The 16242-nt window shown below is 46.1% G+C and carries 14 protein-coding genes; 9 read left to right on the top strand and 5 right to left on the bottom strand.

Annotated features, from left to right (window positions below):
• Positions 1-126: 126 nt before the first annotated feature.
• Positions 127-2421 (top strand): helix-turn-helix domain-containing protein, encoded by a 2295-nt coding sequence (locus LOZ80_RS02445; protein WP_238169936.1) that lies wholly within the window; start codon positions 127-129, stop codon positions 2419-2421.
• A 59-nt stretch (positions 2422-2480) separates the two neighbouring features.
• Here the strand turns inward: LOZ80_RS02445 and LOZ80_RS02450 are convergent, their stop codons facing one another.
• Together LOZ80_RS02450 and LOZ80_RS02455 are read right to left on the bottom strand one after the other, a co-directional pair.
• On the bottom strand, positions 2481-3419 hold the full coding sequence (locus tag LOZ80_RS02450) for an aldo/keto reductase (protein WP_238169937.1): 939 nt from the start codon (positions 3417-3419) through the stop codon (positions 2481-2483).
• A gap of 21 nt (positions 3420-3440) precedes the next feature.
• Positions 3441-4445 carry a Gfo/Idh/MocA family protein gene (locus tag LOZ80_RS02455; protein ID WP_238169938.1) on the bottom strand — a complete coding sequence of 335 codons (1005 nt, stop codon included), beginning with the start codon at positions 4443-4445 and terminating at the stop codon, positions 3441-3443.
• 131 nt (positions 4446-4576) lie between these two features.
• On the opposite strand from LOZ80_RS02455, the gene LOZ80_RS02460 reads away from it, so the two are divergent.
• Positions 4577-5422, top strand: coding sequence for a helix-turn-helix transcriptional regulator (locus LOZ80_RS02460; RefSeq protein ID WP_238169939.1), 846 nt, complete (start codon positions 4577-4579; stop codon positions 5420-5422).
• Here LOZ80_RS02460 and LOZ80_RS02465 read toward each other — a convergent pair.
• Positions 5411-6226: a glycosyltransferase family 2 protein gene (locus LOZ80_RS02465; protein WP_238169940.1), complete on the bottom strand. Its 816-nt coding sequence runs from the start codon at positions 6224-6226 to the stop codon at positions 5411-5413. The genes LOZ80_RS02460 and LOZ80_RS02465 overlap by 12 nt on opposite strands.
• Positions 6227-6332: 106 nt before the next feature.
• On the opposite strand from LOZ80_RS02465, the gene LOZ80_RS02470 reads away from it, so the two are divergent.
• From LOZ80_RS02470 to LOZ80_RS02500, 7 genes are all read left to right on the top strand, one after another.
• Positions 6333-7136 carry a VanW family protein gene (locus LOZ80_RS02470; protein ID WP_238169941.1) on the top strand — a complete coding sequence of 268 codons (804 nt, stop codon included), beginning with the start codon at positions 6333-6335 and terminating at the stop codon, positions 7134-7136.
• A 68-nt stretch (positions 7137-7204) separates the two neighbouring features.
• Positions 7205-7861 carry a DUF2238 domain-containing protein gene (locus LOZ80_RS02475; RefSeq protein ID WP_238169942.1) on the top strand — a complete coding sequence of 219 codons (657 nt, stop codon included), beginning with the start codon at positions 7205-7207 and terminating at the stop codon, positions 7859-7861.
• A complete protein-coding gene (locus LOZ80_RS02480; protein ID WP_238169943.1) occupies positions 7858-8943 on the top strand; it encodes a lactonase family protein in 1086 nt (361 codons plus the stop codon). The genes LOZ80_RS02475 and LOZ80_RS02480 overlap by 4 nt, the downstream gene beginning before the upstream one ends.
• An 858-nt stretch (positions 8944-9801) precedes the next feature.
• On the top strand, positions 9802-11172 hold the full coding sequence (locus LOZ80_RS02485) for an MATE family efflux transporter (protein ID WP_238169944.1): 1371 nt from the start codon (positions 9802-9804) through the stop codon (positions 11170-11172).
• A gap of 486 nt (positions 11173-11658) precedes the next feature.
• Positions 11659-12108: a MarR family winged helix-turn-helix transcriptional regulator gene (locus LOZ80_RS02490; protein WP_238169945.1), complete on the top strand. Its 450-nt coding sequence runs from the start codon at positions 11659-11661 to the stop codon at positions 12106-12108.
• A complete protein-coding gene (locus LOZ80_RS02495; protein WP_238169946.1) occupies positions 12105-13361 on the top strand; it encodes an MFS transporter in 1257 nt (418 codons plus the stop codon). The genes LOZ80_RS02490 and LOZ80_RS02495 overlap by 4 nt, the downstream gene beginning before the upstream one ends.
• Before the next feature lie 79 nt (positions 13362-13440).
• A complete protein-coding gene (locus LOZ80_RS02500) occupies positions 13441-13839 on the top strand; it encodes a hypothetical protein (RefSeq protein ID WP_238169947.1) in 399 nt (132 codons plus the stop codon).
• Between the two features lie 75 nt (positions 13840-13914).
• Here LOZ80_RS02500 and LOZ80_RS02505 read toward each other — a convergent pair whose 3' ends face one another.
• Positions 13915-14277 (bottom strand): LytTR family transcriptional regulator DNA-binding domain-containing protein, encoded by a 363-nt coding sequence (locus LOZ80_RS02505; protein ID WP_238169948.1) that lies wholly within the window; start codon positions 14275-14277, stop codon positions 13915-13917.
• Between the two features lie 194 nt (positions 14278-14471).
• On the bottom strand, positions 14472-16211 hold the full coding sequence (locus LOZ80_RS02510) for a sensor histidine kinase (RefSeq protein ID WP_238169949.1): 1740 nt from the start codon (positions 16209-16211) through the stop codon (positions 14472-14474).
• Positions 16212-16242 lie beyond the last annotated feature (31 nt).

Here is a 16242-nt window from a genome sequence, read left to right on the forward strand (position 1 = left end):
TTGAAGTGCTTTTAGATTCGAACAGATGCTTGACGCGATTGAATTATCGGCAGTATAGTTGACATGAGTAATGACATAAATTTACATAGTGAAAACGCTCTCAATTTGGGCGATGGGGATGATTCGATGTTGAGGCTTTTCAAGCTAAGGGGAAGTTTCCTAAGTCGAATAATTGTAGCGACGGTAGCTATCTTTTTATTTTCAATTATTTTGATTTCGATCATCAATTATTCCTACAACACCAAAATCAATGATAAGCATACATCTGATACATACCAGAAATTACTATCGCAAACCGATTATAATATCGAAACGCTGTATGAGCGAGTTTTTCAGATCGGGGAACAGCTTCTCAATGATAGCGAAATCATTAGGGGGCTATATTCCAATGAGCTTAACCCGATAGATGCCATGAAGGTTGAAAACCGAGTCGATGAAGTGGTCAGTGCGAATCCCTATATTAATTCCGTCTATCTGTACAATGGGGAAACGGGAAGGTTCATTCATACGATTAACAAGGATGTTGACATTCCAGTCATTGATCAGCAGGCGGTAGGACTCATCGATGTGCGGAAAAAAATGAACAAAATGCTGTTTCTTCCTCATCAACAAAGCTATATCTACGATTCCAAACCTTACGTTAGCAACATTCTCTCTCTGATTTTCACGTATTCAGGGAGCAGGAATGGACACGCTATCTTTATCAATTTGGAGCTGAAATCCATTCAGGATCTCTTCAACAAAATGGGCAGTACCGCCTATTCGAACTTTATTATTGTCGATAAACAAGGCGTGAATATTCTCAACAGCAATCAACCGGAACAATTCATGCATGATCGCAGTAAGCAAGATTTTATAAGCAAAGTCATCCATTCCGAGGCAAAATCCAATCATTTTATTGAGCAAATTGATAAGAAGAAGTTCCTGATCACCTATGTTTATAACGAAAAGCTGGAATGGTATCTCATCAATACAACAAGTTATGACTACCTTTCCAAAGATAGTTTTACTTTTCTGAGAAATATCATTCTTATATCGTTGGTTGTTCTATTGTTTAGCATTGCTGCGACAGTCCTCCTAATCAATAAAATCTATCTGCCATTCGGTAAAGTCGTTAAGATGATCAAATATAGTCATCCATTCGTTTCCTCTGCCGAATATGCGGATGATGTGGAATATGTCAGCGATGTCTTCAAGGGACTTATTCACAAAGTCATGTCGCTGGAAGACTCAGCCGTCAAAGATCGCAACAAATTGAAGGAAGGCTTCCTAAGAGAATGTTTGAATCAGGAAGGAAGCATCGATGAACAGGGCATTGCAGCTAATTTCCAAAAGCTCGAAATCCAGCTAAAGACGACGAACTTGCGTGTACTCGTGCTGGTGATGGAAGGGGAACATGGCTACATATCCAACCAACGCGACAAGCAGCTCTCGCTTGTTAAAGAGGCTGTTTATGAACTTGCACTGAGAATATTTGCGGATCATGGAGCGTTGGAGAAAATTGAAACAGGCAGCCATTCCATGGTGCTGTTGATGAATGATACGGAAGGCATGAGTGACGATGCCTGGTTAGGATTTGTTCATCACGTGGACAAAATGATGGGAATTCAGCTGAAAATCGGCGTTGGCGAAGGGGCGGCTACGATGCAGGAGCTGGCTAATTCGTATGAAACAGCCAGAGAGGCTTTGGAATATGTATTTCTGAGGGATGATCAGCGCATTTATTTCTATGACAAAATTCAAGCGGCGATTCGCAAGAAGTTCCATTACCCTTTAAAGCTTGAGAATTCCCTGCTTAACCATCTGAAACTTAATGACAGCAAGGCGGCGATGGAGAACATTGACGAATTGTTTGAGGAAATTAAAGACTGTTCCATTAAGGATATCCATGCGACTTTAAAACAGATTGGTTCCAATCTGGATAAGGTTTTCAATGAGATTGTGGATTTGTCCCCCATCTATACGGCTCATCGGATGGAATCTTTAGCAGACGTGATCTCAAGCTTTGCAAGAGTGGATATGCTCAAGCAATTTTTCGAGGAATTAGTGCCATTTATTATCCAAGAGCTTAAGGGGAACAGGTATCGGGATTGCAAGGAAATCATCAAGCAAGCTTGCGATTATATTCAGCAGCATTATAGGAAAGATGACCTCTCGGCGGATTCGGTTGCTACGGCGCTCCATATCTCGATTCCTTATTTCAGTAAATTATTTAACGAAAATATGCGGGTATCCTTCTCTACCTATGTCACCAATTTGCGTCTGGCGGAAGCGGAAGATTTATTGTTACATACTTCGCTAAGAGTCAAGGAAATCGGCGAACAAATCGGCTTCTTGAACAGCACTTATTTTATTACGGTTTTCAAAAAGAAACATGGTCTTTCGCCGAATCAATTCAGGCAAATGAAGAAAGCGAATTAACGGAACAGAGATACAGAGAGAACCCCCCGCCTATCTTCGGCCGGGGGGTTCTTGACTAGTTACACGATTGCTGCGCTCAAATCAAGCCACGCCAACTCCTGCGCAGTGAGCACCAGCTCCGCGCCGTCACGGCATGACAGCATCTCGGCTTCGCTGCGCGGGCCGATGAGCGCACACGCCGGGAACGGCTGGCTCACAACATAGGCGAGCGCGATCTGAATCGTGCTTACGCCCTTCTCTTGCGCAAGCTGCTGAGCACGCTGCAGCCGCGTCCAATTCTCGTCGCTGTAGAACACGCGGACGATGTCGGCATTATCGCGGATCTCGGGGGAGAACCGCCCGCTGAAGAAGCCGCGCGCCTGCGACGACCAGGAGAGCAGCGGAAACTGCTGGGCTTCGTACCAACGCAGCGCCTGCTCATCGACGGAGACGCAGCCGGCCCAGAAGGGCTCGTTGGCTTTGGCAAGGCTGAGATTCGGGCTGCTGAAGGTGAAACCGATGAGACCGTGTTTCTCCGCGTACGCATTGGCTTCTTGCAGCCGTTCGTGCGTCCAGTTGGACCCGCCAAATGCGCGGATGCGGCCTGCTTCTACATGCTCATTAAGCGCTTCGACAATCGCGCCAACCGGTGTTGCCAGATCATCCCGATGCAGGGCATAGAGGTCAATATAGTCGGTGCGCAATCGTTCCAGACTCGTGAACAAATCGCTGCGAATCGCTTCCGCATTCACGCGGGGACCGTGCTCATTATGATGAGCGCCCTTGGTGAAGATATTCATCTCATCGCGATTGCCCATCTCATCTAGCCAAATCCCGATCGCTTGCTCGCTCTCGCCGCCGCAATAGATGAAGGCTGAGTCAATCGTATTGCCGCCAATGGCCAAATAGTGTCCAAGGATTTCGCTGACTTCATGGGGGTTATTCAAGCGGAAGAAGTCTGAGCCCATGACTAATTTAGAAACGGGTTTTTCCAAGCCTTTAATATGAATGTGCTTCAAAAATTTCATCTCCTCTGTTATTTAGGATTCATTCATGACAATGCGTGAGCGTTCTCTGGCTGATTGCAAGCAAGCATCGATTAATTTCATATTCAGGACGGCATCACTCGCAGGGAAGCGAGCGGCTTTCTCGCCCCAAGCCGCATAAGCCAAATCATCCGCTTGCAGCGCATATTGATTAAGGAAAGGTACTTTCTCTTCGCGGCGTTCATTCCCTACTTGCACGATAAAGTGACCGGATTCCTCCGTAGGTGTCACGAAAGCAGAGGGAACTTCAATGCGGCCGATGGCGCCGACGATTTCAAGTGTGTTGCGGAAGCCCGCCCACATGCCGCAATCGAAGGTTAAAGCGACGTTACCGCTGAATTCAACCAAGCCGGACATCATCATATCGACATGATCGTGTTCAGGTGAGAAGAAAGCGTGCGTTGTAACGGCTTCAGGCTCTCTGCCTAGAATTAATCTAGCTGCGCTAAGCGGATAACAGCCAACATCATAAGCAGAACCGCCGCCCCACTCGCGAACGTAGCGAACATTCTTGCTGTCGCCAGGATTGCTGAAGGTAAAAGCGCCATGAATGCCGCGAACATCGCCAATTTCTCCAGAGTCAATAATCGCCTTGATACGGTCGTAACGAGGGTGATGCCGGTACATGAATGCTTCGGCAAATTGAACACCAGCTTGTTCGCTTGCAGTCACCATCTCTTGCACTTCAGCAGCAGTCAAGGCTGCCGGCTTCTCACAAAGCACATGTTTGCCTGCTTGCACAGCGCGAATGGTCCACTCTTTATGAAGATGGTTCGGTAAAGGTATATAGATGGCATCGATATCGGGATCGGCTATTAGTTCTTCATAACTGCCGTACGCTTTTGGAATATCAAGCTCAGCGGCTTTCTCCTGCGACTTCTGTAAACTACGGCTGGCAATAGCGCTTACAATTCCTGTTTGCGACTGTCTGATGCCTGGGATACAGGCCCTAATAGCAATATTCGCGCATCCCAAAATTCCCCAACGAAGCTTTGTCATTCTGAAATTTCTCCTTTGTCAAATAAAATGATATCGTTATATTGTTATTATAGAACGAGTTATTTAAAATGAATATGACAATATATTGTGCCGGATATCGGAATATTGTCATTAGGAAACGGGGTGTGCCTGTGTCAAGACAATCTATGCTGCCGAGATTGCAGCAATCCTCCTATTTCATTTTTCCAGAATCGGTCGGTTGGTATTATGATATGCTGACCCATACCGTCTATCGGCCTGAAGGGCTCTGTGAAACGTTCAGTATCCACTTTGTAATTTCCGGCAAGGGGTATGTCGAAATAGACGGCGAACAGCATGTGCTTCAAAAAGGAGATGCTTTTCTATATTTTCCGTACCAAGAGCAGAAATACTATACGTCCAAGGATGATCCATGGAGTGTGCGTTTCGTTCATTTTTACGGGAGCTATCTCAAAGAATTTTTGCTGGAAAAAGGTTTTTTTCGCGTGTTGTGGTCACTAAAGAGATTGAATGAACTTGAGGAAGCCTTCCACCAATTATTGCTGGAGGCGGAGACGAACGGGATTCTTCGAACAACCAACCTATCGACATTGACGTATCAGATATTGAGCGAGTTCATGAGTTATGCGGCTCCTTTGACCGTGAATCGTGGGATGGAGTCGGTTGATCGCATTCTGTCACTGCTCCCAATGATGCAGCAAAAAGCCTGCGAGCCGTTCATTCTCGAAGAATGGGCGGAGCTCACAGGCGTCAGCACGTACTATTTTTGCAAATTGTTTCGGAAAGCTATGTCCATGACACCGCTCTCGTTCATTACGTTATGCCGGATCCAGTATGCGAAGCAACGTTTGATTGAGAAAGAGCATTTATCGATCAAGGACATTGCGCGGGAAGCCGGCTATGCAAGCGCAAGCTATTTCAACCAACGGTTTCAAGAACAAGAAGGCATGACGCCCAGTGAATATCGGAGCTTTTATGCCAAAGGGTTATTCGGCTAAGCGGGAACGGATCGGCTGACCATCCCAGATAAGCTCTGTGGCAGCTTGGCGGGCTTTCACTTCGGGTTCTTCCAGCAGCAGGAAGAAGTTCGCGGTAGGCAGTTCACCAAGCTGATGCTTCACCGAAAGCAGATCCAAGTAGGGACGCATGTTGTCTAATTGCCCTGACATGTTGCTGGTTCCTTGTTGGGCAAATGCATAAAGAACACTCGCGATGGGTGCGCGTTTGACACGGAACTGCTCAGCCGCGCGCAGGAAGAAATCCCAGTCCCAATAATGGAAGACCTCTGTGTCAAATGGACCCAACGCGGCAATAAGCTCAGGCCGGAAGATGCAGCCGGAAGAAAAGAACGTAGAAAATCTGCGCATGGCCGGGATATCGAATTCATAAGCAAAGACGAAGCGATCTGTTATGATGCGTGTTTGGTTTTCATAAGCGTAATGGAAAATTTCAACGTCTGGATAGACGAGATCAAAGCCCTCAATCTCCTGCAGCATGCGTTCAATATGAATGGGGAGCAATAAATCGTCATCATCGCAGAGCATGATGAACTCACCCTGCACTTCTTGCAAACCGCGATTGCGGGCATGGACGTGCTTCAAGTTTTCCGGCATATTAATAATTTGGATATTCAGTTCAGGGTATAGGTCCTGAATGAAATCAACGGATGGACCGCAATCGTTCACAACGATAATTTGCAAATTTTTGTAGGTTTGACGCACTAAAGATTCAGCCAGTTCAGCCAGCTCAATGCGGCGATTATAGGTTGGAATAATAATGGATACCAAGGGTTGGTCAGACATCACGATGATCACCTCTATTTTTATATAAACCAAGTTTACCTTAATTGCGTCCTATTTCTCAAATGGATTTGTACACATATTTGGTTGAAAAAGGAAGTGATCAAGCGTGAAGCAAAAATTAACAAAACTGTTTCCTGCACTGTATCGAATGCGTATCATTCAGTTGAGGCTTTATCGCCATTTCACGAATTTGAATCCTGCTTTGACTTATGCCAAACATCGAACTCAACATACGCTTCCCTATACGTGCAAAAAGCACCAATCACTTCTGCGAAGAAAGCTTGGTTCATCTGACCCGATACTGCAAGAGAACAAAATTACGAATCTGCGTCTTAGTGTGGCGAAAATGGATGGCATTGTGATTCGACCAGGGGAAACCTTCTCATTCTGGAAGCTGGTTGGGAAAACAACGTCGGCCAAAGGCTACATCGAGGGTTTGCTGCTTTCGCAGGGCGGGGTGAAGCGGGGTGTCGGCGGCGGGATTTGCCAATTAGGGAACCTGCTCTTTTGGATGGCTTTGCACACACCGCTTCAAGTGGTAGAGCGGCATCATCATAGCTTTGATCCGTTTCCTGATGATCATAGGGTGCTGCCTTTTGGGAGCGGGGCCAGCGTTTTTTACAACTACATTGACTTGCGGATCTACAATCCCACACAAACAACTTTCCAGTTCAGACTCTGGTTGACGGAGGAGCATTTGAAAGGTTCCGTGCACAGTAATGAGTTGATTCCCCATAGCTATCATGTGGAGGAAAGAAATCATCGTTTTTTGGAAAAGGATGGCCGGACGTATCGAGAGAATGAAATCTGGCGCAAGGTTATCGACAGAAGAAGCGGCAATACCAATAGAGAGGAGAAGATGCTGCATAATTTCTCGGAAGTAAAGTATGATTTGTTCAGTACTACATAAATCTAGTACTTTTGCAAAAAGCGGCGGCGAGTTACCCTGAACGTATAGCAGCGATAGGGGATGAAGCCGTGAGAGAGAGAGCTGGCAAGTGGCTGGGAAAAGCACAAACGTTTGCGTCGAACCGTCCACTGCACGTGATGAGTATCGTGTATCTGGTCATATGGATATGGATGGCGGTATCGCCGTATAGCAGATTTGATTGGGTATTGGAGAATCTGTTGATATGGGCCGCAATTATCGTACTGGTGTGTACATATAAAAGATTTTCGATGTCTAATCTATCCTATGGGCTTATTGGCTTATTTCTAGTGCTTCATACAGTAGGTGCGCATTATTCGTATAATGAGAACGTAGTGGATGTTTGGCTGAAGCTCCTGTTTCATTCGCAGCGAGACAATTTCGACCGCTTGGTACATTTCAGCTTTGGGCTGCTGCTTGCTTATCCAATTAGGGAAGTCATGTCAGCCTGTACGACACTAAGTAGCAGATGGCTTTCTGGGATAACCTGTGTTATCGTTTTGGCTATGGGAGCTTTTTATGAGCTGATCGAAATGTGGGTGGCATTACTTGTTGCCCCGGAAATTGGGATCTTGTTTCTTGGGACGCAAGGGGATCCATGGGATACGCACCACGATATGGAGCTTGCACTTTATGGTTCGATCATTGCGATGTGCATGACCGCATTCATGCAGAGGATTAAACAAAGGGAGGCTGGTTGTAGATGACGATTGGCGGACAAAAGGAGCAGTTTTTGTATGTTGGCTCCTATACCGATGAGCAAAATCAAGAAGGAATTCGCTTGTACAGTTTGAATTCCGAGCATGGTGAACTGACGCTTGTAGCAGCTTATAATGATTTGCCGAATGCTTCATTCCTGGCATTGAATGATACTCGCAGCGTTTTGTATGCCGTTAGCGAGACGGTAACATATAACGGGGGGTTCGGAGGCGCTGCGGCGGCCTATGCGATTGAAGCCGGAACCTGGACGCTTCAGAAAATCAATCAGCAGCCAACGGACGGATCAGCCCCTTGCTATATCAGCTTGGACAAGACGAATCGCGTTGCCTTGGTCGCTAACTATGGAAGCGGCGATGTAACGGTCTATCCCATCGAAGATGGGGGCGGGTTAGGCGTACATAGCCCGCTGGTGAAGCATGAAGGAGCTCTGGGTCCGCAAACGGACCGTCAAGAAGCTCCGCATGCCCATTCGATTGTTCCGTCTCCGAACAATCGTTTTGCGATTTCCGCCGATCTGGGGCTCGATCGGCTGATGGTTAGCCGGATTGACGCGGAGCGCGGTATCCTGCTGCCACATGGCGAAGCCGTGATGAAGCCGGGCGCGGGCCCGCGGCATTTGGTTTATAGCGCGGACAGCAGGTACGTGTACGCGATTAATGAGCTGGACAGCACGATCACCGTGCTGGGCTTTGAGGCAGACGCGGGCGTGTTGACCGCGCTGCAGAGCATTGCGACGCTGCCGGAAGGCTTCAGCGGCGAGAGCACTTGCGCGGACATCCATCTCAGCGGAGATGGACGGTTTCTGTATGCCTCGAACCGCGGACACGACAGTATCGCGGTTTATGCGGTGGATCGAGAGAGCGGAACGCTCTCGGTCGTGGGCTGGCAGGCGACGCTGGGGCGGACGCCGCGGAACTTCGCCCTGTCGCCGCAAGGGGATTATCTCCTCGCGGCGAATCAGGACTCCAGCAGCATTACGGTTTTCCGCCTAGATGCGAAGACCGGCATGCTGCAGGAAACCGGGCAAAGCGCTGCGGTAGCGCGCCCGGTTTGCATCAAGTTTCTTTAGGCTTCACTCTACCGTGTCGAGTGTCTATACGTTGAGAATAAGGTAGCTAAACGTGCTTCATTGTTCGAAAAGAGGTTTTCCCCTTAATTACTGACGTCCACCGCAGAATTAGGAGGGGGGCGGTCTCAGAGGGCATCTAATGAACTGTAGGATGCTTATAGAGCGGAAAATAGCTACTTTGGCGGAATAATGAACTGGATTAACGCTATCGAGCAAATTGTAGGCCAAAAGGTGATCATTTGGTTGTCATAGAGCTTCTGGGATTCATTAGATTTTCAGAATGAGCGATTTTGACCGAATAAAGGGTATTGAGTTCGTTAGGGGCTTGGGTTTGCCTCAAGGTGCGTGGACTGGATGACCTAGCTGAAAGCTGGGTGGAGTGAACATGGAGTTACTCCAGCTGCCTCACGCGGCGGTAAGGGAACTACAATACGCTATTCTAGTCAAAAGTGTCCTTATCGCTGGGGTGGGGGAACTACAGGGCGCTATTTTGCTGTTTGATGGGAAATTCAGCGCTTTTCGTGGAAATAAGACCCTGTAGTTCCGCTATGAACCTCGCATCCCTGCTATTTGCCTAAATAGCGCCCACCAGTTCCCTTACTAGTTTTTTTTCGCTAATTTGCGGCTGATCTCTCCGGGTAGCGAAGCCGTTTTTCTCATGATTAAAACTCGCTTGAATGCAGGAACTCCACTGAAAATCTCGGATTAAACTCCTTTCTGGTTGTCATAGACCGGGGAAGGGGTTTGTTTTTTTACTTATTTTAGGCATTGACTTCTGTCCAAGAGTTGCTAAAATAAGTTCTTGAACGCGTGTTTGTGAACGCGTGTTTATTACTGACTGAGAGAATAGGGATGGCTATGGAAACTGCAAAAAAGATGACGCTTTTCGGGCTTGTTTGGCCGATTATGATCGAATTATTTCTTCAATTTATGATTGGAACTGCGGACACCTTGATGGTTAGCCGAATTTCGGATGATGCGGTTGCTGTTGTTGGCATCAGTAATCAATTTTTCCAGGCGGTAATTATGTTGTTCGTTCTTATTTCCAGCGGAGCGGGGATTGTTATCTCACAGAAGCTTGGAGCGGGAAAAGAGGAGGAAGCCCGCAAAGTCGCTTCGATGGCTTTCACGTTGACTGTGGGTCTAGGCTTGGTTGTTTCGTTGTTCCTATTTTTTGGAGCAAATATTTTCGTCAACATGCTTCATGTGCCGGAATCGCTGCATGCGATGACTTACCAATACATCCGTGTGGTGGGCAGCGGAACGATTGTGATGTCCGCCATTTTAACATTAAGTACAGTCATTCGCAGTACAGGGAACACGAAGGGCCCCATGCTTGTAGCAGTGGGGATGAATATTATTCATATTTTCGGTAATTATGTGTTTATTTTTGGAGCTTTGGGATTGCCGAAATGGGGACTTTTGGGCGTCTCCTTGTCAACGGTCGGCAGTCGTGCGATTGCGTTGCTGGTCTTATTTTATATTTTCCGAAAATCTTTTACTGGACTCATACAGTGGCGTGATCTTCGCCTATTCGACCGTCCACTGTTAAAAGAAGTGGCCAAAGTAGGTTTGCCGATGGCCTTCAGTTCGGCGTCTTGGACGATTTCGCAAGTGATTCTCTTTTCCATGATCGCCACGATGGGAGCTGAGCAGCTAGCTGCTCGAACGTATCTCAACACGATGGAGTCCTTCTCTTTCCTCGCTGGTTGGTCATTCGCAATGGCGGTGCAAATTCAAGTGGCGCACTTGTTTGGCGCAGGTCAGATGGAAAAAGCATATCGCAGCCTGTACAAAGCTTTATTCTGGGGCGAGCTGGTTGTTATTACCAATACCATTTTGCTATTCATTTTTGGCAAAAATGTGGTGGGCGCCTTTACGGATAATCAAGAAATTATCTCCATCGTCGTAGGAGTAATGGCCTTGAACTTGCTGCTGCAGCCGCTCAAAATGTGGAATATGCCGCTGAACAATGCGCTTAACGCGGTGGGTGAAACCAAATTTGTGATGAACATCAGTATTGTTTGTATGTGGATCATTGCCGTCGGTGGTACGTATCTGTTCGGACTTCAACTTGGGTGGCTTATCTATGGGGTGTATGTAGCGATGATTCTGGACGAAGGAATCCGCGGCATTCTGGTTCAAAGACGCTGGCTCGCGCGGAAGAAACTGCCCAAAAAACCTGCACCCGTAATCCAAGAGCGGCGTGGTATCGCTGGGCAGATGTGATGATCTGTCAGGTAGGACAAGTGGCTCGGAAATGGTTAGAAGGAGTTCGGAAACAACTCGAAAAAACCTGGTAAGCAGCGCGATAACGGTACGGATACAGCTCCCAGAGGGGAGCTGTTTTTTGTGTTGCTAGTTAGTTTGACGATGCAGCAGCACGCAGAAATTTAGAGGAACTAGGACGCGCATTTTGTGACAAATCCGCCCGTTTGGGTATTCCCACGGAACGTAGATGCGTTATTTCAGGTAGATCGGCCCATTTCGGGGGCTAATCACGGAAATAGAGAATCTACGACCCGCGCGTGACCAATTTTGCACGGGCTTGAAGGAAATAGAGGATCTACGATCCCACTCAAGCGGCAGAGTCTCGGGCTCAAGCTCCAAAAAAAAATGGTTGCGAGTGCAACCAATTCGCAGTATGATATTTTAGTGGCAAGTGCAACGATTCGGATGACCAACAATTTTGAGACGAGATGAGGTGCAGGTTTGATGACAGATAACCGAAATTCAATTCCGAGATGGATCTCATTGTTGTACCGCTATGGGCAGATGTATATCGGTGAACATTTGAAGGAGTATGAGATTGGGCGGGGGCAGCATATTTTCATTAATGCGCTATATCGAGAAGATGGTCTCACCCAGGAAGAACTGGCCGACCATTTGAAAATTGATAAAGGAACCACCGCGAAGGCATTAAAAAAATTAGAAGAGCAAGGCTACATAACCCGCACAGTGAGTGAAAAGGATAAGAGATGCAATGAAGTCCATCTTACGGATAAAGCGCTCCTGATCAAGGAGGATGTTCGTAAAGTTTTGACGGATTGGCGCGAGCGCCTGACGTACGGCATGAGCGATGAAGAGAAAGCATTAGCTTTAACGATTTTGGAGAAAATGGGCACTAATGCCGCCCGTTTCGCAGAGGAGCCGATGGAGCCATGAATATGAAACTGGCAGGGTCCCTGTTTATTGAACGGCATTTCCATGCGTTAACGCATCGCAATTACCGGTATCTCTGGCTCGGCCAATGCGTATCCCTGATTGGGACCTGGATGCAAAATATCGGGCAATCGTGGCTCGTCCTCACGCTCACGGGTTCACCTTTTAAGCTGGGGGTCGTCGCCGCATGTCAGTTCCTTCCGATTTTGTTATTCTCCTTGTTTGCCGGCATCATTGTTGATAAATTTCCCAAAAAGAACATTTTATTAGTCACGCAAACGGTCGCTATGATTCTCGCTTTCACACTCGCTGCTTTAGTTCTTACCGACAGTGTTAAGTATGGCTACATCCTTGTACTAGCGCTATTGTTAGGATTAAATAATACGCTGGATATGCCGACAAGGCAGGCTTTTAATATTGAAATTGTAGGCAAGGAAGACTTGATGAACGCCATCGCTCTTAATTCCACGACGTTTAATATGGCTAGAATTGTAGGTCCTTCTATCGGGGCAGTCATGATGGCTTTGCTCGGGGCAGGCTGGTGCTTTTTGCTGAATGGGGTTAGCTTCTTAGCTGTTCTTTATGGGTTATTTCATATCGAAGCGGCGCCTTATGTTCGCAAGAAAACGTCCAACGATGGCATTATGAAAGAAATTAAAGACGGCATTGTTTACATTGCCAGAGATCCTTTGTTGGCTCAAACGGTTCTGCTTGTAACCGTGATTGGCACGCTTGCGTTTAATTTCAATGTCCTTATTCCTGTCTTCACGAAAAATGTGCTGCATATGGGGGAAACGACATACGGAACGCTGATGTCTTGTCTGGGGATCGGTTCCTTTGCCGGGGCGCTGACGATGTCATTCCGCAGTAAGCAAGGGCCTCGAATTAAGCTGAGCATCATTGCGAGCTTAGTCGTAGCTGTTTGTCTTATTTTAAATGGACTTAGTACGTCGGTCTGGGCATGCGGAGCGCTGCTGGCGCTAACGGGCTTCTTCAATATTATGTTCGCAACCAATAGTAATTCTTCCTTGCAAATGCATGCAAAAGAGGAGTATAGGGCACGGGTGATGAGCGTCTACTCTCTCGTATTCGCGGGTTCGACCCCGATCGGAAGTCTTTTTGCCGGCTATGTGGCAGACCGTTTTGGGGCAAATGGCGCCTTCTTGGGCTGCGGTGTTCTGACTGGTATTTTGTGTCTCATTATCATTTGGAACTATCGGAAAAAGGCAGTGAAAAAGCCAATAGAAGCCATATAACCAAAATATGGATTGTCAATTAGGTGTGTATCTATTACAATATGATTTAGATTCATGTCGTTATAGAGGAGGTTATCTTGTGTTGGGTTTTCTGAAGAAATGGATGCACACACCAAAGCAGGAGCCGACGAGCGCTGTGGATTATAAGACGATGGAAATCGACGTTGTTATCAAGTGCTTTGTATCGGATAAAGAAAAGCCGTTTCGCGTTATTTTTAAAGTGGAGAAACAAGGCTCATTCTTTTCCAAAGATATTTTCGTGAAAAATGTGGATCATAAGACTCCCTACGAACTGGTTAATAATTTCTCCACACTTGGAATGAATTATGAAGAGTTGAAGAAGTACGAGAGCACAGATCATGCTGAGTACAGCTTCGCTACTTTGGAAGAAGCCAAAAAGGTGAAAGAAACAACAGTCGAGTACATACGCTTTCTTATCCGCGAACATCAGCAAGAAACCATTGCCAAAATTTCATAGGTATACGCTAAAAAGGAGCTTGCGAGGCATTATCGCTGGCTCCTTTTTTCAATTTGCTATTGGCGATTGTCTGGACTATTTGGCGATATCATGCGCGGCCATTTCTTGTTTGAATTGATGCAAGATTTCTTTCAATCGGTGTTGACGCAATTTCGTAATCGAGGCGTATTTGGATTCCGCGCCTTTCATTTCGAAAAAGACTTTGCCATCTTGGATTTGCAAAATTTTCCTTGTATTCACATAGCAATCTGTATTGACCTTGAAAAATGTGTTATCTGATGTAATTTCATGAATTTGTTCGGTAGACATCCGCTTTTTGATATGATAGTTTTTGCCATGAAAAGAGACCAGACCATGTTCACCGACGCGGAAATACATAATGTCTTTTTCCAACACAAAATCTTCATAACTATTTCTGCTTTCGAGCGCTACATTCATTTTAAAATCCCCCTTTAAAAATGATAACGCTTACATTGAGAACATTTTCATCTTAGCATATTTTAAAGAAGATTTAAAGACTTTTTTACGGAATAAAAAAAGGAACAACGATCGATCTTTTTTAGCATCGGATGCTGTTCCTTCTTATCTATTTATGACAAATCGCAGCGTATTTCCCCGGAAATAATGAATGGTCACAGAGGAATGGATATCGTAAAGCATGTTTCGTTCATTGAACTGTGGACGTGAATCTTGCCGCCATATTGATGTACCAGATTTTTAATGATACTTAAACCTAGACCGGCGTGCTGTGCCCCCTCATCTTTCGTGGAGAAGCCAGGTTCAAATATGCTTTCCAAGCGTTCATATGGAATTCGTTCGCCATTGTTATACACCTGAAAGATGAGGGAGTTTCCCTTCACGAAGCCCACAAGGCGAACTTTGCGCTCAACATACTTCTGTGGCGAAACCGCATCGAAGGCGTTGTCGATGAGGTTGCTAAGGATACGGACCAAGTCTGTTGCCTTGACAGCTCCCAAATGAATTTGCTTTAAGTTGGCTACTTCGTGCTCAAAGGTAATTCTGCGTTCAACCGCTTGGATGACCTTCGACTGTACAATGGCACTCAAGGCAGGAACATTAATTTGGATAATATCGTTCAAGGCAGTTGTTTCTTCCGTGATTTCGGCTGTATAGCGGTTTAATTCCGCATATTCCTTCAGATGAACAAGTGATTGAATCGTGGCGACATGATTGTTAAAATCATGCCGCTGTTCCTTCATGGACCGGAAAAGGGAGTCGATGTGATCTACATACACCTCTTGAACATGCTCTGCGGCTATTTCTCGTCTTCTGTTCATGAATCGAATGCTCACGATAACAAGGAAGAAAGCGATTAAACCCGTTGTCCCGATCAACAGCAGAAGTCTTAATTGCTGTTTCCCAATAGATTGCTGCACTTGTTCATAATCAGCAGAAAGACCGATAACGACAGGCATATCGAGCTGGAGAGGAATGAACATTTTGAGCAAAGTTTTCCCCTGGATGGTTGTAATCAACTGCTGAGTCTTCTTCGAACGAATGACCTCTTGCACCATTTCCAGATCACGGCTGTCTTTCATCGTATAGGTTCCGAACAAGATCTCTCGATCCGAAAACCAGGTATAGCCTTCTTTCTTGAATTGCTCCTGCTGCTTCAAAAAAATAGGTGGATTAAAGACAGCGATTTCTGCGGTTCCATGGTTCGTATAGCCATTTATCATTTCATTGATGACTGCATTCACACCTGTTTCACGTTGATAGTTTTGGATGAACGTATCATGTACGTAAGGGTCCAGAATATAGTTCGTGCGTCCATCGTAATAGTATCCCCATTTATCAACGTATTGCGGATCGGACATGGACGTGTTGATGGGACCAGACCAATAATGTGGCAGCGCTTGTCCGCTGGACACATTCGTTTCGGTCGTATCCAGAAGCTGATTGAAGGCTTTGAACCAATCCCGGCTCCATGTCTTGGTGCTCATATTAATTTCCTTAGGCTCTGTGGATTTGTAGCCGATAATGTCATCGCCGCTACGTTTCAACAAAGTCATATGATCAATCATTAATTCTTTACTGATCGCTATGAGTTCTTCATTGCTCACTTTCTCAATATCCGGATCGAGTCTATACTGCGCGGCTAGCGCGGCTGTGCGGAGATTTTGGCCAATCAAGTTTTCAACATATTTCTCACCTAATTTGGAATGTTTAATCGAGATAGCGACATTATCTGCAATCAGCTCCAGTTTGGTTTGAAGCTCGGCGGTTAGCATTCGTTTCGTATAATAGTAGAATACACTATCTGTAAGTAGTACAATGATTACCGATATCATCAGGATGAAAAGCGAGGAACGCAGGTGAATCTTGGGCTTGGCTTGCTCGGGTCTATTCATGTTGTCCTCCTAGAATGCAGCGGTTTCCTGT

It is taken from the genome of Paenibacillus sp. HWE-109, assembly GCF_022163125.1.
Lineage (GTDB): Bacteria > Bacillota > Bacilli > Paenibacillales > NBRC-103111 > Paenibacillus_E.